This window comes from Robinsoniella sp. KNHs210 (assembly GCF_000686105.1).
GTDB lineage: Bacteria > Bacillota > Clostridia > Lachnospirales > Lachnospiraceae > Robinsoniella > Robinsoniella peoriensis.
Genome location: NZ_JMLZ01000002.1, coordinates 4622694 through 4649373, shown reverse-complemented (window position 1 = coordinate 4649373; position 26680 = coordinate 4622694). Strand labels below are relative to the sequence as shown.

Here is a 26680-nt window from a genome sequence, read left to right as displayed (position 1 = left end):
TCTCCTTTCACAACCCAATAAAAATAGAGCATGTTTGATATTTTTTTCAAACATACTCTCATCTTATAGACATATATTCCAAATTGATATAACAATTCATTACAGAATGTATAACTTTTTTCCAATATCATTTCCGTTCACAAAAAATATATATGGATTTTATGATTTATATCACAAAAACTGATTTTATCTCAAAGCCGCTTCCGGTATTCATTTGGCGACACGGAATACTTTCTGGAGAACAGGGCACAGAAGTAAGATACGTTATCGTAACCTACCATTTTACTGATTTCACGAACCTTGAGTGTCTTATCCTTTAAAATACTGCAGGCTATCTCAAGTCTGTAATCCGTTATATATTCTAAAATGGTCTGCCCGGTATTTTCTTTAAAGATACTGCGGATATAATTCTGAGACAAATGTATGTCTGAAGCCATATCTTCCACACTCATAACCGAAGCATAATTCTGCCTGACATAATCCTTTACTTTTAAAATAACATAACTGTTTTTATCGCTCTTTTGGACATCATAATAGGTCAGAATCTGCCGGATATAATCCCAGAGGCATTTTTTGACCGCCTGGGCATTCTGGCACTTATGCATCTGCCCGACCGTGCTCCTGCGGTCCACCACGATAAACTCAGCCATAATATCATTTCCGTACACAAACTTCTTTTCAACGGCAATTAGCAATGCAAAGAGCTGCTGCTCTGCTAATTCCCGGGTCAGTCGGCGGGATTCAAAAACCGTAAAGATCTGGTCAATCATATCCTCCACTTCCGCCGTATTTCCGCCGGGAAGAATCTCCAGCATTCTGTTTTCCATCTTTTGAGTCATGTCTTTTTCCGCTGTACAAACCTGCCCTATATCAAATACATCGTAAGTTTCTGCCTCCAGCACAGTTCCTCCCGGACAATAGAACATCCGTTTCATATAAGAAGCACAGATTTCATAAGCCCCCCGCAGATTCTTAACCGGCTGCTTCCGGGGTAAAAAGACCGCACTGACGCTACACAACTCCGTGTTCTTGATATACTCCAGAATCCGCACTGCCGTATCATAAAAATTAACATAATACAAAACCAAGAATGTTATCTTATCCTTTTCCCATACTCCGTACTGTATATCAATAAATTTATTGCAGATCTCATCTTTGAGATTTTTTCTTAAAATACCTGCAACTTGTACAATTCCATAAGGCACCGTACCTCCTTCGCTGCTTTTAATCCCTGTGTACTGGCGGATCAGTTCCTCATTTTGATCTTCCAGAAGGATCCGTTCAATCAGAGCTTCTCCCGCTACTGCAAGAGTATTCTGGACCATCCTTTCCTGTTCAATCACTTTTATTACCCGATGGATCGTTTCTTCAATTCGCTTAACCGAAAATGGTTTTAAAATATAATCAACTGCATCCACTTCAAATGCGGCCTTCACATAGCTGAAATCATCATAACCGGTAATAAAAACAATTTTTACCGGGAGCGCACGCAAGATTACCTGTTTTGCTAAAGCAATACCGTCAACCAGGGGCATTTGAATATCCGTGATAACAATCTCCGGCTCACTATTCTGAATAATCTCAAGCGCTTCTTTGCCGTTTGGCGCTGTGTAAACCTTATCTATCCCAAGAGATTTCCAGTCTACATAATCTTTCAGGGTCTGCAATTCCAGTTTTTCATCATCCACTAACAGTAAACGCATTATTCCACACTCCATTCCATTTGCTTTTGCCACAGCTTCATTCTGCTGCGGTAGTTCTGGTTAATTACCGACTCTACTTCCGACAGTCCCTCAGATTCCATATCCTGGATTAATTTTTCGTAGATGGAAACAACCTCGGCTTCTGTGGAGGCATAAATCATCCTGGGAAATGTCCGTTTATAAATATCCTGAATATTCTGCTGCTTTAGCGCAGCCGCACTTCCAACGGCTGGTTCCAGTCCGTCATAGACCGCCGTATCCCAGTAATCGCTTAACCCTATATTCTGATTTGCGATTCTTGCCTCGTCCGACACCAGATATTTTGTAGTGAGATCATAAGGCGTTCCATCCACACCTGCACCATTCTTAATGAACCAGGTCCATTTTCTAATACCGGTCCGGTTCATCGCCCCGTTATAGTCCTCCTGAAACTGGTCCAGAACCTCCTGTCGGGGAACATGTTTCCCTTCCACCATATCCCAGTCCTGGCCTTCCACGCCCCACAGCATCAGATACTGTCCCTCTTCACTAGCCAGAAAATCAATTAATTTCATCGCCGCCTCTACATTTTTACAATTCTTTGTGATTCCAATTGCATCCCATCCCAGGGAATTGCGGCCACTGTATGTAGTTTCGTCTGCCTGCACTCCATTGCCAATTACTTTATAGCAGTAAAATGCCGCATCTTTTCCAAACTTCTGCCTAAGATTGGCATTTACGTACGTTACATCCCAATATGAGCCCAGAGAAGAAAATACAAGCCCCGATTCCAGTTTTTCCTGGTTTCGCTTACTTTTATTTACAAACCACTCTTTATCCAGATATCCCTCCCGGTATAAGCGGTTAAAGAAAAGTACCATATCAAGATAATGAGGATCATAAACCTGATACCGAAGCCCCTCTTTTGCTTCATAGTATTTCTTCATACCAAACATCCCAAACAATGCATCAATATACCCATCTGTTTCCGGATTAACCGTCATTGGTATCGTTTCCCTGCCGTCTATCCGGGGATATTTTTCCTTAAATGCGTACATCAGTCCGATGAATTCATCCATGGTATATGGTTTCGAACTGTCAGCCCGATCTTCTCCCACTAACTCCTTTAAAATATCATATCGCATCAGGAAACCGGTCACCGCATCCGGATCCTCACCATACCAGTTGGACAGATAATAGATTTTACCATCCTGGTTCTGCAGTTTCGGCAGTGTCTCCGCATACATGGAAGAGATATGGTTTCCATATCGCTCAATGTATGGTGCCAGATCGATAAACACCTCTGAGCTTATGTATTTATTAATTATATCCCCACCCTTAAGGTTCATCAGCATAATATCCGGATAATCCTTATAGGCCAGCATCAGGTTTAATTTTTCTTCCGGATTTTCAGTGGGTTCTGCCAGTTCTATTTTGATTCCTGTTCTTTTCATGATCTCCTGTGCCACACGGTCATCAAAGGTATCACTCATAGCATTTTTGTCAAAAATAGTAAGCGTAAGCCCTTTCTCTTCTGTTTCCGGCACTGCCGTCCGGACACTGCAGCCTGCCAGTCCCAAAACAAGAATCACCGCCGCCGGCATCAGCAAATATTTTGACATGCTTAAATTCTTCTTAATGCTCTTTCTATTTTTCATAACTTCACACACTCTCTGCTTGTTTTCCCGGTACCTCTATTCGGACCTTAGTTCCGAATCCAGCCTCGCTCTCAATAAATACGCCATAATCCTCCCCATAGTTTAACCTGATCCTGACATTAACGTTTTTCAGTCCATAACCGCCCTCTGCCTGATCCAGGGAGTTTTGCAGCTTAAACAGCTGCTCTGGCTCAATACCCCTGCCATCATCCATAACTTCAAAAACAATTCTGTCCCCATGGCTAAATACCCGAATCTCTATGGTTAACTGCTCATCATTGCCGCGCCTGCCATGATGGATCGCATTTTCCACAATGGGCTGGAGAACAAGTTTAATCGTTAACTGATTAAGTATCTGTTCTTCCAGTTGGTAAACCACGCGGATCTGGCTTTCAAAACGAATATCCTGTATTTTTAGATAGCTCTTTAACAATTGTATTTCCTCACCAACTGTCAGAATCTGATTGCCTTTATTCAATGAAATACGGTAGAAATCAGACAGATACTGAATCGCCTGATTGGTCTCTTTTGTCTCTCCACGCATCGCCAGATAGGAAATTGATGAGAGCGAATTGTAGAGAAAATGTGGATTGATCTGCTCCTGCAGCAAGTTCAGTTCACTGCTCTTTCGCAGGATTTCTTTGTGATAAGATTCATTGATCAAAACCTCAAGCCGTTTTGAAAGCAGATTAAACTCGTTGGCTATGACCCCAAATTCATCCTTTCCCAGATCATCCAGACGATGTCCAAACTGCCCCTGTCCAATTGCCTGTGCACCTTTTACCACATGCTGCACCTTCTTATTAATTGCCGTACAGTAAATATAAATAGCCATAACTGCAGCGCCTGAACTAATCAAAAATACAAAAATTACCCTGGAAGCAGATTCCCTTGCCTGCTTCCGGATATTATCATTATCTGCAATCGAAATCATCTTGCCCAGATAACCGCTGTCTTTGCTGTTCATTACGCTGGCATTGCTGCTGCTTTTTCCATATTCATCCGGCGGATCAATGTTTAACTCCCTGCGCAGCTGCTCGAACTGTTTTCCAATATAACCGTTTTTACTTGAAGCAATAATTTTACCATCATAATCCGTTAATATCTGAACAACACTGTCATCACTTTTTTTCATCAGGGAATTCAGAGCCTCCGGGTCTATATCAATTTTCATGACATTGATGATCTCTCCTGACTCATATAGATTGAGTACCCTGCCTAAGCGTACTGTCTCATTTTCCGCTTCCTGCCTGCCGGTTCCACAGGCAGCCAGCAGCCCGTCAGCAGCCCGAATATGCTGATACCACTTTTCACTCTCCGCCTCCGCTGCCGGATAGAAATAATACCGGTCACTGGGCAGTGTGTTATTGGTACTGTATACCGAGACATTACGTATATCCGGATACAGGGTATACAAACTGGAAAACAATTCGTCCACATAAAAATAAAGTTCATCAAAACCGCGGTTTGTATAATCAGCAGTCAGATAATTATGCAGATTCCGATCCATATAAAGCATATTCATAATGGCATTATAACCATTCATTTTCCCATCCAGACTCTTAACGACCTGATCGAGATCTGCGTCAATATCGTTATGCATTCGCTCCATCAGAATGTTTTTGGTGCTGCTGTAAGTAAAAATTGTGATTAATATCATAGGAAAAAGCGCAAGGACGATATAGGCGGTAAGAAGCTTTGTCCTTAATCCACAGTCATCAAACCATTTTCTGATCCAATTCATCACGACTCCTTTCCTGCATTTATTCCTTATTTACAAATTTCTAACCAAACGTATCCCCTTATCAACTAAATATTATATCAATTTAAAGCAGAGGGCAATCATTTTTGTAATTATCTGGCATTGAATCAGCATATTAAGTAAACAAGGGGCTGTAAAAAAACTCCCTTAACAAAATAGGTTAGTTCTATCATCTTAAGAAAAAGCGGACATTCATTAAGTCTTCACATTCATAGATTTCTTCGGTCCGCTCATTGTGAGCTGTGCGTCACACATTGTGGGAGTTTGCCCTGAATGAAGGACGCATAGCCGGATACGTAACCTGAATGCGTTGCAAATATGCCGCGCCGTCAGGACATCTTCACCTTTTTCACACTGGAATAGCTGCTATAAATTTTCTTGCTGCCAACTCTCTTGTATCTTCTCATTCTGAACTGATAAGTTGTGCCTTTTTTAAGTCCGGACTTTTTCAGACTGGAAGCAGATTTTGATTTGGATGCAATCTTTTTATATTTCTTCCTGCCCGCTTTCATGTAAATCTCAACTCCGTCACACCTTGATGTTTTCTTCCAGGTGATCTTCACCTTTTGGGTACCCGTTTTGCTCACCTTTAACGATGGTTTTGCAGGTACGGTAGCCGTTTTCAAAGTGGAGGAAAAGCCGCCTTCTTTTATTTCCGAACCTATTTGATTGTATGCTTTTACTTTATAGCTGTAATTTGTTCCGTCTTTGAGTCCCGTATTTTTATAACTGAGAGAAGTGGTAGTCTTTACTTTTTTCCACTCATTCCGGCGGCTGTCGTAACGGTATACATGGTATCCTTTGGCATTGGCAGCCTTTTCCCATGTAATTTTAATACTCTTAGTCTTATTGTAAGACGTCTTCAAGCCTGTTACATTTGAAGGCACCGCCACAATTTGTTTCCAGTGTGCATATACAGTCATGTTTGCAGTGATCCGCGTGGATGCCGTAAACTGTGTTCCTCCGTCTGCTGCCGTAAACCATCCCAGGAACTGGTAACCATTTCTGGATGCGGCTGGCAGTACGGAAATAACGCTTCCTTCATTGACCGTTATGCTTGGTGTATTGGTATTTCCGCCGTTTGCATGAAAGTTAACTACATATGCCGGTACCGGCTTCTTCCCCCATACTGCGGTAAAGGTAATATCCTGAACCAACCTGTACTCGCTGCCAGGCTGATAAGTATTCATACCGTCGTTCCATCCCTGGAAAACAAATCCCTCTTTTGTATAACTGTTATCCGGAAGGGCAAATGAACTTCCCGCCAAAATGGTTACCGGTTCCGGAGATTCGCCTGCTGCTCCTTCTCCGCCTTCAAAATAGGCTGTCACCTCAGTCTCCGGAACATCGCTGAACCATTCTGCTGTGAATACGGTATCCATTCCAGGAACGAGATAAGTATCTCCAGGCTGATAGATGCCGTTTCCGTCATTCCAGCCGTTGAACGTAAATCCTTCTTTCACAAAAGTATTGTCCGGTAACACAACCTGTGCTCCCTCTTCCCCTGTAATGGAAACCGGAGCATCACCAATTGCCCCTTCTCCGCCTTCAAACGATAATGTATAAATCTCAGCGATTTCTTCCTGCCACTGTGCAGTAAATATCACATCATAGGAAGGAACCGTATAAGCATCCCCAGGCTGGTAAATTTCTTCTCCATCTGCCCATCCCATAAATGTGAAGCCTTCTTTTGTAAAGGTATTATCCGGAAGTGCGATCTGCTGTCCTTCCTTTCCCGTCATGGATTCCGGTGCATCTCCGGTTGTTCCTGCTCCGCCTTCAAAAGTAATCTGGTAAGTCTGTTCTTCCTCTTCCGGAATAATCTCATATACATAAAATTCCGCAGCCGAGATAAATTTATCATTGCCGGAATCCCCTCTGGTAGAAGTTGCCCTGATCTGGATTCTTCTGGCATTTATCGTATTGAATATGATTTCTTTTTTATCAGCTGTATCGCTAAAGGTTCCGGTTCCTCCCGGCACTTCCATGAAATCGTCCCCATTTTCCGTAGGGCTGTAATAAAGCTGATAGCCAAGAATTCTTCCATTGATATTATTGGGTCTCGGTACATATTCCAGTTTGCGGAGTATGCGTGATTTTCCAACATCGATTGTAAATTCATTACGGATATTATTTGGAATATCCGGTTTTACAGCTGCACTTCCTGACCAGTTGCTGTGCCAGTAGGTGGTTTCATTGCCATCCACTGCCTGATCTGCATTGCCGTCTGCACCGCTGCCTTCCTGGCTTCCCGCCGTGGCAATTAACTCACCGGAATTGATCTTCGTGAGCGTTCCTTTGATTACCAGGGCATCTACTGCCTCTGCCAGTCCCGCCAGTTTTTCATCCAGCTCTTTCTGTTTTACATCCTCTTTTTCAAGTATTTCTTCTGCTGCCGCAACAGCCTGGATTACAGCCTGATAGGAATCTTCTGTATAGAGTTTCGCATCCAGCTCTTTTGCTTTGGCTACTGCTTCCTGAAGTTGTGTCTTGTCAGCCGGAATATCTTTCAGTTTTTCCAATGCATCGGTAATCGCAGCCAATGCTGCCGCTACCTCTTCCCTGGAAGCTTGTGCATATCCAATTACGCCTTCTGCGTCATCCATGGCATTTTTCAATGCGGCATAGGTTTCTTTAGTGTAGTATTTTTCGTCAATCGCTAAGGCTTGAGTGTACTTTTCAATTAAAGATGATTTGTCCTCCGGTACCACCGGATCCGGTTCTGCTGTTACCAGATACATCTCATGAAGTTCCGGTGCTGTCTGGCTCCAGGAAATTTTTATTTCAAATACATCGCTCGCTTCCTGTCCGAAGTCTTCCAATACATTCAGGCTTTTATTTAAAGTGCCGATACTCTTCCAGTCGTCTTTGCCGTAACGTATGGAAACATCCGCATCCGATAGGGTATTCGGGCTTTGAAGAATGGTAATCCCAGTCACTTTTGTATTGCCTGATACCCGGTAGGTAAGGCTTCCTTCTCCTTCTTTTTTGGATGAGCGGTAGGTTGTGGACACGTCATTATCGGTTATATAAGAAGGCCGGTGCCCTTTTTCTTCCACATCAGTGGTCACAAACGTTGGATTGTTTTCAACCGGTATATACTCGTTGTCGTTGATTTCCAGCTCATTAAAGCGAATCCATCTTGCATTATAGTCTTTGGTCACCGATATTTTAACATATCTGGCTTCCTGGTTTACCGGTTCTGCTGTAGATAACGTGTAATAAGATATTTCGTGATCCGGAAAACATTCATCAATGGTCACCTGCCCCGGATCTTTATCCGGATTGCCAATCGTAAGGACATCTGTCCAGTTTTCAAGATCTGCGGAAATGGATACCTTTCCATTCCGGATAAAATCCACTTCACTGTCATGCTGCACCATTTTCAGTTTCTTAACAGGAATGGTCTGGCCCAGATCATAAATCATATACTGGCCTTCCTTCTGGGATACACTGAAGTTTGCCTTTGAGCTGCGGTCTCCGTCCACTGCAAGATCCGCATTGGTTATTGAGGATGCTGCAATATTAGATTCCATAAAATGGGGCGCCGCGATTTCTTTTGACCTAACGGCAAACTGGGACAGTTGAAAAGTAACCGGTGCGCTGCCACTGTTTATCAGGCGGACATACCTGATATCCATGCCGCCGGACAGATTGCCCGGATTCACAGCCTCCCATTCCGTTCCGTTGACCGAAGCCTCCATGGTCAGTTGATTCTGCTGTGTATAGTCCGAATTAATTTCGACTACGTTTCGGATTCTTGGCAGCATAATACCCAGATACTGGTTTTTTACAAGTGTAATATTACGGTCATTCACTTCTAAATTAGCGGTATCGGCAGTAGATACAACGCTCCTTCGGCTTAAAGATGCCACATTTGTATATGCCACCGTGGAAGGGAGCACTTCACCTTCGCTTACCGCAAATTCCCTCACCGCCAGCCATTTGTTCGTGGCAGCCTTTGCCCTTACTCTGACATATCTGGCTTTAATTCCAAGCTCTTCCGCATTAAAATAAATGTCCCGCTTATCGGAATAAGACTCCAGTTCTGTGTAATTTTCTCCGTCCAGGGAATATTCCAGTGCAGCACTTGATATCAGATCTGTTTGCGCCGTGGTGGTTCCCCCCTGAAGGAATTTAATGGTTCCAAGGGTTACTTCCCTTCCAAGATCCAGTCCCAGCCAGCCCCCTGCCGGAAGAGAATCATTTGGTGTGGTTTTGAACCAGGCAAAAGTATTGTCGTCCTTATCCGTTACCTTGTCTTGCGTATATTCATTATAAGTGCCGTTAAATCCATCTGATTTAAGCAGTTCTGAATCTACCGGTACAAACGGCCTTGTTTTATCCGCATTTGGATTCACTACGCTGTTTACTTTCGGTCCCAGCAATTCAGATAAATTTTTCACAAATGGAATCAGCCGTTTTGCCCCTGCCTCTACATTCGGAACCGCATCAATATTTACCACCGGGCATTGTCTGGACAATCCATAGTTACTGGATGCTTCAGAGAAGTAACTCCATACATTTTCATAGTCATTATTTTCATACGCCATTGCAGTATTGATATAATTGATTGCTGCTTTCGCCAGATATCTTAAGGAGTCGGTCCATGGAGACAGTTGTTCCTTTAGGTCTGCATTTCTGGAATCCCGTTCAAAAGCGTCTGCCGCATCGGCTATTTTCTGGAATTCATCTGCCAGACGGCCTCCTTTTTCCTGAATAGATGCCCCTGATTGATAGAGTGTCATGAATTCTTCCAGTAAAGGTGCCAGTTCTTCCGATTCTCCCAGTACCAGCCCATGCCCGTTGGGAGAAGGGTCTGATAAATGTTTCGCCATGGTATGTAAAGCCTCGGAAGCATCCGGTTCCACATATTTAAAGGAATCTGCCCAGCTCTTGTCCCGATTGAAATCCTGAATGTTCCAGGCATAATCGGCAACCGCAAAAATCGCAACCTTGGATGGCTCTGACTGCTGCATGGGATTGGTAATCACCCCTGCCAGATTCGTTACATCGGTATTGAGCATCTCACCTTTTCCCATGAGCATGCGCACTTTATTAATATCATTTACCGGCCAGTTCAGCCAGAAAAGCGGTTTTCTTCCTGCCTTTGCATCGGATGTAAGGCCATTGACAAACCCATCCACCGTTTCTTTTGTGACATGTCCGCAGACACTCTGCCCCGTCCAGAAAAAGTCTACATCGTCATTTACCAATTGGTTTGCATTTCTTAAATTTGTCCAGCTGTATCCTGCAAAAGCCCAGTTATATTCCGGTGGGCAGTATAGGATATCTTTTACATCATTTTTACTCTTGCACCAGTCTGTCAGATCATTCAGAAGTTTGGCAATAAGATTTACGGATACTCCGCCCGCATCATCTGCCAGAACACCAAAACGGCGTACTCCTGCATCATAGAGCTGCTGGAATTTCTTTTTAATCGTTGCCAGACTGTCATCATAATTGCTTTCCGTAATACGGTCACTCATAAAAGGATGGATGGTCCAGACAAAATCACACTTGGATTTCCTGCCAACTTCTGCCATCTCCCTGATTTCAGCCAGTTTTTCTTCCGGATACATTTCTCTCCATTTAGAATTGTGGTATGGGTCATCCTTTGGCGCAAATACATAAGCATTGCATTTGATTTCCCCACCGAATTTCATGAGATTCATGCGGTCTTCATTGGACCAGGGCAGTCCATAATACCCCTCAATAAATCCTCTAAGCCCGGTATCTGAAAAATCCGTAACTGTAAAATTCTGCACCTGTTTTCCGGTGATCTGGCGCAATACCATTTTCAGCGTGGATAACGCATAAAAAGCAGCATTGGTATCTTTCCCAACGGCTGCAATGGTATTGTCCTGCGCTGTTAACACATAGGCATCTGTCTGGTTAAAATGATCATCCGTAACTGCCGTATGGTCTGCGGCAAATTGGTCCGCAGCATCTTTTGCTCCTTCTGACCGGTGGATACCTACCAGTAAATTGGTCTTCCCCTCAGCAGAAGCGTCAGTAACTGCGTGTGATACGCTGGCTGTCTCCAGCACATCGTCCACTTTATCTTTTGTTGCCTGGTCTATACCTTCTCCAAAAATTACATTTACTTCATCTGACAGTGTAAAACTGCCATCCGGATACTCCACGTCATGAGGCGTGGGATAGATTTCGTATGCTGTATTTTCCGCAGCCGAAACCTGAAGCGACCCTGAAATTCCACTTAGCTGCACCGATGTCATGGTTAAAACAATAATCAGTAAAAAACTAAGTGCTCTTTTTAATCTTTTCATTCTTAATCCCCCGATCTTTTTATTATTTCATCTGCCTGATTTATTGTCAGGTAATTTTGCCCGCAGCGTGTTTGAAAGCTGGAAGTTACCTTCAAACACGCCCGGACCCTTTCATGGTTTATTTTTTGACATATCTGGCATTTTTAGAAATGTTTGCTTTATTCAGTAATCTTTTGTAGCTGCCGTACTTTTTCTTTGGAACTGTGACTTTTATCTTCTTTTCGGTGTTTTTAAAAGCGTTTTTGCCAATGGATTTTAGTACCTTTGACGAAATCGTCACATATTTTAATTTCTTGCATCCCCGGAAACTTTCTTTTCCGACTTTCTTAATATTGCTGCCCAGAATCACTTTTTTCAGCTTCTTCTGGTTCTTAAATGCCTTATCGGATATTGCGGTAACCTTAAAGGAATAACCGTTTAATTTTACGGTTGATGGAATCTTGATACTGGTACTGTTCTTTTTAGCCGGGCGCCATACAGTTACGGTTCTGGATTTGGATGAAGCAGCAGTTACCTTGTATTTTATACTTCCTACCTTGTGGGTAGTTCCCTTTTTCGGAACCGGTTTTACTTTTACAAGCTCATTTCTGGCTGTATTTAATGCCTTGTAAGCCTGATCCACCGTTGTCTGTACCGCTTTCGGATCACTTAATACTTTTGCAGCTGATGCCAGAGCACCGGAGAATTTCTTCCAGGAAGTGCTGGTGTAATCAGAAGCTTTTAAATTCTTGCAGGTTTGGTAAAGATTTTGCAGCGCTGTTTTATTTACCACTGGCTGCGGGTCCTTTTTCTTTAATGCTGCCAATGCGTTCTGTAAGTCAGAAGCCGCCTTGTTTACCTCTTCCTGGGATGCCTTTGGATTATCCAGTACATTCTTTGCTTTTGCCAGGGCATCTTTAAATACCCGGAAGCTTTCATCCGTATATTCCCCCTGGACTTTTTGTTTGTTATCGTCATACAGTTTCTGCAGGGCGGATTTATCAACAATTGGTTTTACGGCAAGATTTTTCACTGCGTTTTGAAGGCCCGTAACTGCTTCCGCTATCTCTGCTTCTGTAGAATCCGGATTGTTCATAATTCCCATAGCTTTATCATAAGCCCCTTTAAATGCGTTCCAGCTCTCCTGGGTATAATCCCCGCGCAGGATACCGGATGCATCTGTCAGCTGTGCCTGCAGTTCTCCTTTGGCATCAGGCTGGTTTAAATTGATTTCCGCTGCTGAACCAAAACCGCCCTCACCTGAGGTAACCTTAAATTGTACATATCTGGCATCCACCGGATCAAAGGATATGGTTTTGGAGGTATTGTCAGCAGCCAGTGTGCCGCTGGAAACCACCTCATAATTACTGCCGTCCTGACTTACCTTTATCTGGTAACCGGTCACAATACCGTTTATGCCTCCGCTTTGACGGGGCAGGTATACAAATTCATGGATACGGTTTACCTGATTCATATCAATGGTAATGGTAGCCGGCAGTTCTTTCATGGATGGCGAATACTGGGTATGCCAGATCGTTCCCGGCTTTCCATCGAATGCAAGTGAAACAGGTCCCTCATTGCCATCAGCTGTTAACGCCTGTTCATTGTCAGAGGATACCGTCCAGCCGCTGGTTGGGATTTGGGAAGGATCATTGATATCATAGCTCTTAGTGATTCTGACATTATCGACATAGCCCTTAAAAGCATTCGTTTTAGAACCGATCCTTGCAAGCGGCAGCACAAAAGAACTGCTTGAAATATTTGTCTTCTTTACCAGTCCTTTATTGGTGAAGGAACCTTTTGCAGAGGAATTAAATGTCCCATTTACATACAAGTCTGTCTTCTGGGGGTTTACACTCAGAATAATATTATAGGTTTTTCCGGCTTCCGGAATAAAGTCAAACTCATATTCATACAATTCCTGGGTATAACCCAGTTTGTTGTTCTCCACAATGCGGATATCATGTGTCCCGTATGGAGAATCCTCTTCAAATATAATCTGCCCGGGCTTTACTTCATCCATCTTAAGGGTAAAGGAAAGCATATTTCCGTCTGATCCCAGCTGTTCTACAGGCGTGGCAGCATAACTTTCACCACCGCCAATTTTTAACATACTGCCGTTTAAATTCTCAGCCTGTCCTACATTTACCATATCGGTCAGGGTTCTTCCATTTGCACTGCTGTCATCTCCAATGCCGCCGTCAAAATTATATTCTGCATAGATGCCGTCTGCATCTGTTTCTGTAGAATACGGATTGGAATTAGGAGCTGTGGATATCTGGGATGCCAATGCATCAATGCTGGCAACACTGCCCTTTTCCTTGCCGTTTGCCCAGCATTTTTCGGACATCAGCGCAAGGGAATCGTAGAATCGCTTAAACTCATCTGCTTCCGTCATTCCGGTTGCCCTTTTATCTATATTGTCATTCCATATGGCATAAGCGGCTCCCAGCATCTGCTTGTCCCCGGCAGGAATTGTGGTAAATCCGCCTCGAACGGCAACTCTGTTCGGTGAAAAATCATTAAAAATGGAGTTCTTATTCAGATAATCCCCATAAGCTCCCCGGCTGCCGTTTCCGCTGGGTACCATATAAAGGTATTCATCCTGGGTATTAATCAGGTCATACCCCATATCATACATTTCTTTTCCATCCGCCCAGGATCTTGCCCAGAGATTGATCTGCACATCTTCCACTGCTTCCGGTCTGATCTGCGTAACCGGGTTATCTTTTAACCAGGTAAGTCCTCCCCAGAAACGGACGGTATTCGTTTCTTTCACATGAGGTATCAACTGGTTCAGCAGATTTCTGTATGCTGTAGTACCAGCCTCAAATTCATCTGCCCCTACATGAACTACCGTCTGGGAATCAAATGTGCCGTCTTTGGTGTAGTCATCAAAAATTCCTTCTGTAAAATCAATTACTTCCTGTTTGGATATATCCAGATGATCTACAATGGAACGTTCCTTAAAACGGGGATTCCATCCATTCACCGCATATTCCGGGAACACTTCCGTGATTCCCATGGCATGTGCCGGTACATCCAGTTCCGGTACAATATTGACGCCATAATTCCTGGAATCCTGAATAAACTCCTTAAATTCCTGTTTGGAATAGTGGTAATCATCGGATGCCAGTGTCTTTCCTTCCTCATTTGCAATAGATGACTCTAAACGGAATCCGCTGTAAGCATCATATGCATCAGCAGGGTTTGGATCACTGCTGTTCTGGTAATCCTCCAGGAATATATAATTGTCACTTAGATGCACCTGGAAATCATTCATTTTGTACCATGCCATATTTTTTACGATATCCTGGAGCATGTCCATGGATACCGGTTTACGTCCTACGTCATATACAAATCCGCGTACCTTATACTTTGGATAATCCCGTGCTTCCCCATAGGGCAGTGCATTTGTATCACTGCTTAATTTCAGTGTCTGAAGAATGGTTCTGGTTGACCAATATGCCCCGGTTGTATGAATGGCATCTACCCTAACCGATTCCCCAATTACCAGATGGTATCCCTCATCTCCCATCATCGTGTCTTCACTGCCCAGCCGGAAATAGAAATCCCCTGCTTCCGGCTGTCCGCCTGTGACAATCTCCAGTTTTTTACCGGTGATATCTTCCAGATCTTTCTGGAACTCCATGGCTGTGGATGCCAGATCTTCGGTCTCAATGACAATTCTTGCATGATCAGAGAGAACAAAATTTTCTGTACTGTCGCTGTACCATTCGGATATCTCCGGAATGACCTGCGGCTTATTGTTTCCGGTACTGTTGTCATGAATTCCCGGGATACTGATGGTATATTCTTCGGTCAGTGTTTCGCTTCCGGTCAGATTATTTTTCATCTTCAGGGCAAGTTTTACATCTTTTGTGGTCAGCGGCTTATGTACAGTCAGGTCATCTGCCACAATCTGTTCCAAATCTGCTCCGTTACTGGTAATGGTAAATCCTTCTTTGTCCGGAATTTCAACAAGGTTTGTATCGGGATTATACACAGGAACAACCGGTGTTTCATCCGGAAGAGGCTCAGCATATGCTTCAAATTCCATTACGGATACATTATTCCAGGTAATAACCTGGCCATCTCTGTTAGCTCCTTCTGCATTATACTGCTCAATTAAAAGACGCAGGTATCTTGTCTGCACTTTTGTATCCAGATTAATGACATCCCGGAATTTGCCGGGCAGTTTTGTGAACTCTTTAATATTCGTCCAGTCTGTTCCGTTGTCTGATTTCTGGATGCTGTATCTGGTTGCATTTAACCGCTCCCATTCCACTACAACAGAACCAATTGTTTTAACCTCCCCCAGGTCAAAACTTAACCATTTCTGCCCATTTGTGGTGGTACTTGACCAACGTGTACTGAGGCTGCCGTCATTTGCTTTATTTGCCGGAAAATCTGCCGTTTCGTTTCCGCTGGAAGCGGCTTTTGCATTCAGTGCCAGATTCTGAAGTCCGGCTTTTTTATTGGCTGCCTGGCCGGTCGTTTCTCCTTCTGTAAGTGTTTTATCTTCTGTTTTTGTTTCACCCTCTGTTTTTGTTTCACCTTCTGTTTTTGTTTCTCCTTCTGTTGTTATTTCATCTTCTGTTTTTGTTTCTCCTTCTGTTTGGAATTCCCCTTCTGTTAATGCTTCACTCTCTGTCCGGGGTATTAATTCTGTCTCCGGCAGATTTACATTTGCTTCCGTCTCCAGAAGGTTTTCCCGGGTACTCTCCCCGTTTTCTCCTGCACCTTCCTTTGCCGGCCCGGATGTATCTGAATTCCGTGCTGTGTTGCGGGATTCTACTGCAGCATCTTCGGAAACCGGACTATCCTGATTAGCCGCTAAGGCATTCACCGGCGGGGCTGCCATTAACATTCCCGCTAAAAACATTGACATTCCTCTGTGTACTAATTTCTTTTTCCACATCTTTATACCTCCTGCATATCGCAGGTCCCACCTGCGATACTACTTTAATAAGTAGTTTGAAAGTTCCTTTCGAACTTTCTCCCTTTCTACATTGATACAGGCTCTCACCCTTATATTTAAGTGTTACAAATTGCCATAGAACAAAAAAACCAAACCTTAAGCATAAAATATATATTTTAAATACTTAAGATTTGGTTTTGCCTGCATTACCAGTAACAATCCACTGTTTATGCAATTGTAAAATCCGTATTGATAAAACGCATTAACGAATCAGTTATTTACACATTTTCTTAAATTCATCTGCCACAAACTGTACCTTAGGTCCTATAATAACCTGAACACTTGTTTTTCCTGGCCGGATGACCCCTGCAACCCCTGCAGATTTAATTTTCTTTTCATTTACTAAAGTATAATCTTTGATTTCCAGCCTTAACCTTGTAATACAGTTATCGATACCGGTAATATTGTCTTTTCCCCCAAGACCTTCCAGAACAATTGCCGCTACTTGGGTAAAATCATTATTGGAAAGTGTCACTTCTGCTTCTTCCACGTCATCATCCTCACGACCCGGAGTTTTTAAGTTAAATTTCTTAATTACGAAACGGAAGATTACGTAATAGATCACACCTACCACTAAACCAATCGGAATGATCAGCCATGGGTTTTCAGCCATCGGCGCTTTGATACTTAATAACCAGTCTACAAATCCTCCGCTGAACCAGAAACCGGAACGTACGGGAAGCATAGCTACAACCAGCATACAAATACCTGCTAAAATAGCATGAACAAGATATAACCCTGGTGCCAGGAACATAAATGCAAATTCCAGAGGTTCTGTTACACCGGTAAAGAATGCACAAAGTGCTGCTGCAAACAGCAAACCGTATGCAGTTTTCTTTTTGCTTGGTTTCGCTGTATGATACATCGCCAATGCTGCTGCCGGAAGACCAAACATCATGAATGGGAAGAAACCTGACATATACATACCTGTCTGCCCATATACAGCTCCGTCAACGGTTCCCCAAAACTTAAACAAATCATTGATTCCAGCAACGTCAAACCAGAATACAGAATTCAACGCATGGTGAAGTCCAAACGGAATTAAAAGTCTGTTAAAGAATCCATAAATACCTGCGCCTATCGGTCCCAGTCCCAGGATCGATTCGCCAAATGCTACTAATCCGGAGTATACGATCGGCCATATAAAGAACAGGACTAAACATGCAACCAGTGAGATTACTGCCGTGACAATGGATACACACCGTTTTCCACTGAAGAAAGCCAATGCATCCGGTAACTTTGTATTCTTAAATCTATTGTAGCAGGAAGCTCCAATTAAACCGCACAGAATACCAATTGCCTGGTTATTGATCTTGCCAAACGCCGGATTTACGGCTGCAACGTCTATGCTGCTTAATACTGCAACAACTCCCGGAGACAGAATCATCTGAACCATCAGCCAGGATACGATGCCGGCAAGCGCTGCCGTACCATCATTATCATCAGCCATACCAAGCGCAACACCAATGGCAAATAAGATTGCCATATTGTCAATCAGCGCACCTCCTGCTTTAACCAGAAAGAATGCAATTACATTTGGATCCCCCTGTCCTGACATAACAGCCGGACTGATCCAATAACCGATACCCATCAGGATACCAGCTGCCGGTAAACAGGCTACCGGCAGCATTAATGATTTGCCTAACCTTTGCAAATACTTCATCATAACTATGAATCTCCTTTCTCTCGCCTTTTCAGACATTTTTTATCTGATCTTGCTCTCCCGCAAGTTCAAATCCACACTATAACAATAATTTCTGAAGACCCGCAAATGCGGCTTCTTCATCCGCCCCGTCAAAACGAAACAGAATCTGACTTCCATATTTTGCTCCCAGTCCCATCAGTTCCAGGAGGCTTTTGCAGTCTGCCTTTTTATTCCCACACAATGCCTCAATCTTACATTCATATTTTCTCGCTTCCATATAAACCCGGGATGCAGGTCTCGCATGTAATCCCAGTAAATCATTTATTTCATATCCAAACTCCCTCATAGGCATTTTCCTATAACTCAATAATCGGATCCAGCTCATTGACATGCATATCTGTGTGGCATTCCATATTGGGATATTCAGATGCATTGCAGATAATTACAGGAGTAATCACTTCATAACCATCTTCAATAATAGCCTCCATGTCAAATTCCAAAAGCAGATCCCCGGCCTTTACCCGATCGCCCTGTTTTGCATATGCTTTGTAATGTACCCCTTTTAAATTTACTGTATCCAGTCCTACATGAACAATAAGCTCCACCCCTGAGTCAGTTGTGATGCTGACTGCATGAAGCGTCTGGAACAGCACGGTAAGTTCTCCGCTTGCCGGCGCCACAACCCGTCCTCTCTCCGGGATAATGGCAACCCCTTTTCCCAGAATTTCCTGGCTGAAGGTTGGGTCATTTACTTCACTTAACGGTACAACCTTCCCTTCTACAGGTGCCAGAATCTTCTCTTTGGAACCAAACATTTTTTTTATTGATCCAAACATATGTATTCTCCTCTCTTCTCACATTCTCATTCTCTTAATATGTACAGCCAGATAAGCGGTTTCTTCATCCGTTACATCGTGGCGGTATATCTCTTTGATGTAATCCTTAATCTTCAAACTGCATGCATATTCTTCCGGATACAGCTGCAGAATCAAACGGTTAAATTCACTGTTTTCGCTGTTTAACAATTCTTTTGCTATAATTCTTTGTGCCAGAAATCTCAGATGGGTAACAAATCGCTGATAATTCAGGGACATTTCATCCAGATTCATTCCAAAAAATTCTTTTACGATTTTTACAACATTTTGTATCAGATTCGTAATATCGATGGTATCACGCATACCGGTGTTGAATTCCGCATTTACAATGTGCAGGGCAATAAATCCCGCTTCATCCACCGGAAGGGTTACACCGATCCACCGCTCAATTAATGCAATGGCATATTCCCCGATAAGGTATTCCTCTTTATAAAAAGCCTTTACCTCGTGCAATAACGGATTTGTAAATGTCATATTCTCATTCAGACGCTCTATAGCGAAATTAATATGGTCGGTAAGGGTAATGTAGATATTCTGGTTCAGCCTTCTGTTCAGGACACTTTTTGCATAAGTGATAATCTCCATAGATGCCTGAATGTGTTTAAGCGGCATGTTTTCCAGGAGCTGTTTGAACTTATCCACTGTATTCTGACTGTCCATCCTGAATATTTTTTCAATTTTCTTCTCCTGAATCTCCTTGCCGGGCTTTGTATTGAATCCAATCCCCCGTCCCATCACAATAATCTCTTTCCCATCGTCTTCCAGAGCGCTGACAATATTATTGTTAATAATTTTATCTATCTTCATAATTCACTTCACCCCAGAAATAAAAAAAACCAATTTTGTAGTAAGAAAACATAAATTTTTCTTACGTTCAAAATTGGTTTTGCCTGCCTGCCAGTAACAATCCATATGTATTTAATTCGTTTTAAATATAACAAATCTACCAAAAATTGTCAACAATAATTTTAGACATTTTTTATAAGTTTAGAATTACGTAATATTTACTATATCTTTTTACCATAAATTTGTTTTATTCGACGGAATGAAACAGGCAAATTGCATGTGTGTTTGCAATTTGCCTAATTTCAAATTCAGCACTATTTTATTTCCCCTGTTTTCTGATGACCAATACATCCCTTCCCCCGATATTACAGGTTCCGGATAATACTTCATCATTCAGCAGATTTTTATATTTCTGTGTTCCCAGATTAATCCATCCGGTATCCACACCATGGTTGATTACAAACGTAACATCTCCGTCTTTTCCTGCTCTTGTTGATAGTTCTACTTCCCCGCCGGTCTCAAACAGCGGCGCCAATCCCTGGTCTTCACAAAGCCTGCCTATAAAGTCTGACAGAAATGCATCCTCCGGTTCACAGCCCAGATAATATGCTTTTCCATTTCCCAGTTCATTTACCGTAATGCAAGGAACTCCTTTATAGAAATCTTTTCCGTATACCGCCAGGGTTTTTGCGGTAGTGGGACGGATGACATCACATAAAAATCCGGATTTGTATTTCTCCTTTAGCGGAAGACTTTTTACGTTTACCAGAATGGAATTCTGCTCATCCGGGAACATGGCATCAGTTTCTTCCACCCAAAGCCCCAATGTCCCGGACAGCTCTCCCGGTGCGGCACCAAAGATACACCGGTCATTTTCATCTGCCACACCAGTCATATAAGTAGCCAGGAAAGTACCTCCGTCTGCAGTAAACTTCTCAATTTTTTCAGCCACACCAGGCTTCATCATATACAGCAAAGGTGCCACTACAATCTTGTATTTACTAAGATCCGCAGTTACCTTAATGATATCCACCGGAATATTTTTCTCATAAAATGCTTTGTAATATTTATGCACCTGAGCCAGATAATCCATGTCCTGTGTAGGACCGCTAGTCAGTTCCAGTGCCCACCAGCTGTCCCAGTCAAACAGGAATGCTGCTTTCGCCTCTATTTTTCCTTCCAGAAATGAATCGCCCAGCTTCTGTAATTCCTGTCCCAGTCCGGCTATTTCCCGGTAAATTCTGGTGTCATCGGTCCCTGCATGGGAAATAACGGCTCCATGGAACTTTTCCTGTCCGCCCACAGACTGGCGCATCTGGAAGAATAGGCAGGCATCCGCCCCTCTGGCAAGCCCCTGATATGCGATAGTACGCACTTCTCCCGGTCTTTTCAGTTTGTTATATGGCTGCCAGTTCTGCTGATTGGGAGACTGCTCCGCTATAATATAGGACTCTCCGTCCTTTAAAGCTCGCATAATATCGTGTTTTAGCGCCGGCAGGCTTCTTTCGTCCCTGGGTCCCGGATAATTATCCCATCCAGCCGCATCCATATTCTCTACCATCTTAAACTGATTTAACTTTTTAATGAAGCCTGAAATATTACTGAATACAGGGAGATCCGGGGTATATTTTTTCAATATGTCTGCTTCGTTCAGATAGCATTCTACCGTAGAATCCGTAACAAATCTCATATAGTCCAGCTGGATCGCCGGGTTAAAGCGATAATCGTCGTTTAACTCCGTAGGCAGCATAATTTCATCAAAATCATAGACAATACGCCCCCAGAAAGCCGTATTCCATTTATCGTTTAAATTTTCAATGGTTCCGTATCGTTTTTCTAACCAGATCCGAAACTTCCGCTGACAATTTTCGCAATAACAATATGTACCATATTCATTTGCCACATGCCATGCCACAAGTCCCGGATAAGCAGAATAGCGCTTTGCCATCTCGTCTGCAATTGCCGCTGCCCTCTCACGGTACTTTTCGCTGTTCACGCAAAAGAATACACGCATTCCATGAGTTCTTTTCCGCCCTGCGATATCCACAGGCAGCACTTCCGGATAATTTTTAGACAGCCACGCCGGCTGTGCCGTAGTTGGCGTCGCCATAATGACATATATTTTGTTTTCCCACAGCTTCTGTAAAATCTTATCTAACCATTCGAAATGGTATTCACCTTCCCTGGGCTCAATTTTTGCCCATGCAAACACCGGTAATGTCACAAGATTAATTCCAGCTTTTTTAAACAATTGCATATCTTGTTCTATGGTGGCATCATCCCACTGCTCCGGATTATAATCACCGCCATACAATACAAATGGTGTTTTTTTACTATGCATAATTAATACTTCTCCTTTATTCTCTTTGAACATTTCCATCAACTGCCTGCTAGAGTGTGTTCTAAAAATGCTCTAACCGCCGAACAAATAGTAGTTCTTGCTGTAACTGGAATTCAAAATAGAAAAGGATTACTCGCTGATACGTTTTACGCTGCTGCGGGCCACCAGTCTGGTACCCACTTCCATTTTCACAACGCCTTCCGTATTTTCACTGATCTTCTCCACAATCAGATTTACTGCCGATACCCCGATTTTATGTTTGCGTATCTGAATCGTCGTAAGCGGAGGATCTAACATTTCCGAAAGTGTCATATTATCAAACCCTACAATCGAAATGTCTTCTGGAATCTTATAGCCTAATTCACGGAATACACGCATGGCGCATATGGCAACGATATCATTGTCTGCAAAAAATGCCCCGGGCAGATCTTTCTGTTCCTCCAGCTTATGCTTTAACTCACCGTAAACGGCTTCTCCGCCGTCTGTGGCAATCCAGATGATATCCCGGTCATTTAGCGGCAGGCCGCATTTTTCCACAGCTCTTTTGAATCCATAATAGCGTTCCGTGAAATTATTGGCATTTTGGCTTACATGCAAGTAACCTATCCTTTTATGACCCATTTTTGCAAGATGCTCTACTACCTGATAAACACCCTGCTCATTATTTATAGTTACACAATCAAATTTGCGGTGCTCCATATAGTTATCAACCATAACTACCGGTACCTTCAAATCTGTAAAAATCTTAATCTGTTCTTCTGCCATCTCCGTTGCCAGAACAAGCACACCTTCTACATCCTGTTTCTTGATTTTCTCAGCTTCTTCCAGTATGGTTTCTTTATCCGTATAGGATATCATCAGATTGTAGCCTTTGATTTTAATCTGGCTTTCCACTCCTTCGATGATTTCCGAAAAGAGCTGGGAAAAATAAGGGGTGCTGGCCGGAGCTACACCATGTTTGCGGTAAACCAGGAAAAGAATATTCTTTTTCTCCTGAGATTCCGACACAAGCAGCTCCTCATATCCCATATCTTTTACTGCCTTACGTACTTTATTTCTTGTCGCCTCGCTGATTCCAGGTCTGTTGTTTAACACCAGTGATACCGTAGAGGGCGACAAATTCAACAAACTTGCCAAGTCCTTCACTTTAATCCCCATCATATACCATCCTTTTTTTGGATTATAAATTTTTCTAAATATTTATTAAATCTTTATTTAGTTTTATATTATCACTGGTGTTTACTACTTGTCAATGTAAATAACATAAGGTTATTTTACAGAGCCGACCATACCTTCCACAAATGCATTCTGCAGCAGGAAAAATACTAAAATCGTAGGAACCGTTGAAATAATAATTCCCACCATGACCATACCGTAATCCGGTGTAAATCCTGCCGCCAGGTTAGAAACCGTAAGGGGCAGGGTGAACTTGGAGTTGCTCTGCAGCGCAATCAGCGGCCACATGTAATTATTCCAGCTTGCCATGAATGAAAAGATTCCTGCTGCCGCATAGGTTGACTTCATCATGGGCATAAAAATTCTTATAAATATTTGTAATTCATTTAATCCGTCTACTCTGGCTGCCTGTATTGTTTCCTGGGGAAAAGCATGGGTATTCTGCTTAAAAAAGAAAATTAAAAACGGTGCTCCTATGGCAGGCAGAATAATCGCCCAGTAACTGTTTAACAGCTTCATTTCCGAAAACATACGAAACATAGGAATGATTTTTGCTGCAAAAGGAACCATCATGGAAGCTATCAGTACCATAAATAAAATATCTTTTCCTTTGCTTGGATAGATTACAAATGCATATCCGGCTAGAGAACAGATCACCAGGGATATGACTACAATAATTACCGCCAGTATCGTCGAATTTAAAAATGCCCCCCACAGATCTGCTGTCTCAAATGCATTTTTTACATTTTTCATCAGGGAAGATCCAAAGGTAAGCTTTCCCATCGTAATATCCTTGGAATCATTTGTGGCACTGACAAGCATCCAGTAAAAAGGAAATATGGAAACCAGTGACACAATGATTAAAAACAGATGTTTGAAAATCCCGCTTACTTTATTCATCCTTACTACCCGTTATTCCTTTCTGCACAATCGTCAATATGATCACTAACACTAAAACTACATAAGAGATTGCCGCTGAATATCCATAACTCGGAACATAATTAAACGAAAGGTCGTAAATATACTGTGAAATCGTTCTGGTTGCATTACCCGGACCGCCTCCGGTCAGGTTTACTACCTCATCAAAGAGCTGCAGGGTAGTATTTAATGCCATAATACTGGTCAGAAATACGATAGGCTTCAGCAAAGGCACTGTAATTTTGAAAAAGGACTGAAAAAAGCTGCATCCATCCATTTTCGCCGCTTCATATACGGATTTATCAATATTTTGAAGGGCTGATAAGTAAAAAATCATATAGTATCCTGTATATCTCCAGATAAGCGCTATGACAATTACTGCTTTCGCCCATCCGGCATCCAGGACAAAGGGGATTGCTTTGTCCACAATATTCAGTTTAAGCAGGACCTGATTTACAATCCCGTCTACTGCAAATAAATTCTTAAATAAAATTGAATAAGATACCAGAGATGTTACACATGGAAGAAAAATACAGGTCCTGTAAACGCCTCTCATTTTCATCTTCGGGTCATTCAGCAACACGGCGATCACCAGCGCTGCCAGCAGCATTACAGGAAGCTGTACTACTGCATAGAGCAGCGTATTTCCCATAGTCGTCCAAAAAGTAGCATCCTTAAACATTCTGATATAATTTGCAAATCCTGCAAAATGCAGTGCAGCCCCCTTTCCCGTTTTCAGGGAAAGGATAAACGCCTGGATCATCGGTACATAACTGAAAATCAAAACCAGAGCGGCTGCTATCGCTACCATGGACCACCCTGTCAGGCGGTATTTTTTCTTTCCTTTAGTTTCCATTTTTATATCCTCCCGCATATCGCAGGCCCTGTCTGCGATATGCATTAATATGTAGTTTGAAAGGAACTTTCAAACTTTCTCCTCTTAGCAACTCTCCAGAGCGTGTTTTCAATTGCTTTATCCAGTGCTCCATCCAGTTATTTTACTGTTAATTGCACAATGATTTACCAGATGCAGCACTTACTGTATCGACTGATTAAACTGCTCTGCCGCATTTTTTAAACAGTCATCCAGAGTTCCTCCCGCAAGGTATTCCGGTGTTACGGCTAAGAGTGCCGCCTGTGCTTCTGCTGAAAATGCTCCTGTATCAACAGCCGGAATATCTTTTAACCATGCTGCCAGATCTGCATTTAATTTCTGTCCGCCATAAAACTCAGATGGTTCCGAGTAAGCTTCTACGCTTTCTGCCGGAAGATAAGTTCCCATAATGTTGTTGGATTTTAACAGTGTATTATATAAGTCTGTGCTTCCCGCAAATGTCTTAGCCAGGAAATCTGCTGCTTTTTGGGCATTCTTTGCATTATTCAGTACATACCAGCTGGAACCGCCCTGATTGGATTTATTTGTTGCACCTTCTACACTTAATTTGGGAACCGGTGCTACTGCCCATTTTCCGCTCTGATCTTCTGCTGCCATAATCGTGGATGAAATCCAGGATCCACGAAGTACACAAGCTACATCTCCACCATTAATTGCTCCGGCAAATTCTGTCCAGTCGCTGACTACCTTACAGTAATCAGATTCATTTAAAGTCTTAAAAATCTCAAAGCTTTCTTTTAATGCCGCGTTATCTGTAAAATCAGCATTTCCATCTGCATCTGTAAACCATTTCCCTGCAGACTGCATCATGATTTGGAATTCAGCAATATCATTTGGATTGTAGGTCTGCAGCATATGGCCTTTCTCTTTTAACTTTTCGCCCATAGCCAGATATTCATCCCAGGTCAGGTCCTGCATGTCTTCCTGGGTATATCCTGCTTCTTCTATATAATCGGTACGATAAAAGAGTCCTGCCACGCCTGTGTCAAATGGAACTCCGTATCCTACACCGTCATAAGATACTGCTGCTTTTTTATAACTGGCAAAATCATCATAATTGATGACATCATCCATCGGCATAAATGCATCCGGGTAAGACATCAGATATCCCTGTGCTGCAAGGTCACTGATGATCACAATATCAGGAAGATCATCTGTCACACCGGAAGCTAACACGGTATGAATCTTCTGGAGGCAATCAGCCTTTGACATTTCTACGAAATTAATTTTCGCCCCGTCATAAAGCTTATCCGCTTCTTCCAGTGCCTTGCCGTTAAATGCCTTGTCCCATGCCCAGACCGTAAGTTCCGCTTCCGAATCGGAGCCTGCATCCTCTGCTTTTCCACCTGTTTCTTTTGCATCCGCTGCTGTCTGGGCTGACTCTGCCCCCTTATCTGCGGAAGTTTCTGCCGGCTTATCTGAACTGCCACAACCAGCGATCATCGATGCCGTTAAAGTAACTGCTAATAATGTTGCTGCTAAACGCTTTTTCATTTTAAAATCCTCCTTTAATAAATGTCTCTAATGTTCTATTAAAGATTTTATATTTATTTATAAATTCTTTAATAGAATAGTAGTACTATTTTTATAAAAAGTCAATATTAATTTTCATTTTTTTATGTTCATTTATCCACTTTGGTTTATTTGCACTATTATACAGCTCCAATTTTGGATACTTTTCACATCATACAT

At 42.6% G+C, this 26680-nt stretch carries 14 protein-coding genes; all 14 read right to left on the bottom strand.

Annotation, left to right across the window (positions count from 1 at the left end; translation table 11 throughout):
* Nucleotides 1-191: 191 nt before the first annotated feature.
* Nucleotides 192-1736 (bottom strand): response regulator transcription factor, encoded by a 1545-nt coding sequence (locus CD03_RS0126745; protein ID WP_027296249.1) that lies wholly within the window; start codon nt 1734-1736, stop codon nt 192-194.
* Nucleotides 1703-3340 (bottom strand): extracellular solute-binding protein, encoded by a 1638-nt coding sequence (locus CD03_RS0126740; protein WP_081820384.1) that lies wholly within the window; start codon nt 3338-3340, stop codon nt 1703-1705. The genes CD03_RS0126745 and CD03_RS0126740 overlap by 34 nt, the downstream gene beginning before the upstream one ends.
* Before the next feature lie 4 nt (nt 3341-3344).
* A complete protein-coding gene (locus CD03_RS36555) occupies nt 3345-5084 on the bottom strand; it encodes a cache domain-containing sensor histidine kinase (protein WP_052377991.1) in 1740 nt (579 codons plus the stop codon).
* Nucleotides 5085-5431: 347 nt separating this feature from the next.
* Nucleotides 5432-11392 carry a beta-N-acetylglucosaminidase domain-containing protein gene (locus CD03_RS36550; protein ID WP_027296247.1) on the bottom strand — a complete coding sequence of 1987 codons (5961 nt, stop codon included), beginning with the start codon at nt 11390-11392 and terminating at the stop codon, nt 5432-5434.
* Nucleotides 11393-11510: 118 nt separating this feature from the next.
* Nucleotides 11511-16292 carry a discoidin domain-containing protein gene (locus CD03_RS36545; protein WP_052377990.1) on the bottom strand — a complete coding sequence of 1594 codons (4782 nt, stop codon included), beginning with the start codon at nt 16290-16292 and terminating at the stop codon, nt 11511-11513.
* A 274-nt stretch (nt 16293-16566) separates the two neighbouring features.
* Nucleotides 16567-18018 (bottom strand): N-acetylglucosamine-specific PTS transporter subunit IIBC, encoded by a 1452-nt coding sequence (nagE, locus tag CD03_RS0126720; protein ID WP_176731027.1) that lies wholly within the window; start codon nt 18016-18018, stop codon nt 16567-16569.
* A gap of 76 nt (nt 18019-18094) precedes the next feature.
* Nucleotides 18095-18343: an HPr family phosphocarrier protein gene (locus CD03_RS0126715; RefSeq protein WP_044289696.1), complete on the bottom strand. Its 249-nt coding sequence runs from the start codon at nt 18341-18343 to the stop codon at nt 18095-18097.
* Nucleotides 18344-18353: 10 nt separating this feature from the next.
* Nucleotides 18354-18833, bottom strand: coding sequence for a PTS sugar transporter subunit IIA (locus CD03_RS0126710; protein WP_027296244.1), 480 nt, complete (start codon nt 18831-18833; stop codon nt 18354-18356).
* 18 nt (nt 18834-18851) lie between these two features.
* Nucleotides 18852-19679 (bottom strand): BglG family transcription antiterminator LicT, encoded by an 828-nt coding sequence (gene licT, locus CD03_RS0126705; protein ID WP_027296243.1) that lies wholly within the window; start codon nt 19677-19679, stop codon nt 18852-18854.
* Nucleotides 19680-19977: 298 nt separating this feature from the next.
* Entirely contained in the window at nt 19978-21999 is a 2022-nt protein-coding gene (locus CD03_RS0126700) for a beta-galactosidase (RefSeq protein ID WP_027296242.1), read from the bottom strand.
* A 129-nt stretch (nt 22000-22128) separates the two neighbouring features.
* Nucleotides 22129-23160: a LacI family DNA-binding transcriptional regulator gene (locus CD03_RS0126695; protein WP_081820383.1), complete on the bottom strand. Its 1032-nt coding sequence runs from the start codon at nt 23158-23160 to the stop codon at nt 22129-22131.
* A gap of 108 nt (nt 23161-23268) precedes the next feature.
* Nucleotides 23269-24075 carry a carbohydrate ABC transporter permease gene (locus tag CD03_RS0126690; protein WP_027296240.1) on the bottom strand — a complete coding sequence of 269 codons (807 nt, stop codon included), beginning with the start codon at nt 24073-24075 and terminating at the stop codon, nt 23269-23271.
* Complete coding sequence (locus CD03_RS0126685; RefSeq protein ID WP_081820504.1) at nt 24068-24949, bottom strand: carbohydrate ABC transporter permease; 882 nt, start codon at nt 24947-24949, stop codon at nt 24068-24070. Before CD03_RS0126685 ends, CD03_RS0126690 begins: the two co-directional genes overlap by 8 nt.
* Before the next feature lie 180 nt (nt 24950-25129).
* A complete protein-coding gene (locus tag CD03_RS0126680) occupies nt 25130-26482 on the bottom strand; it encodes an ABC transporter substrate-binding protein (RefSeq protein WP_027296238.1) in 1353 nt (450 codons plus the stop codon).
* Nucleotides 26483-26680: the final 198 nt, after the last annotated feature.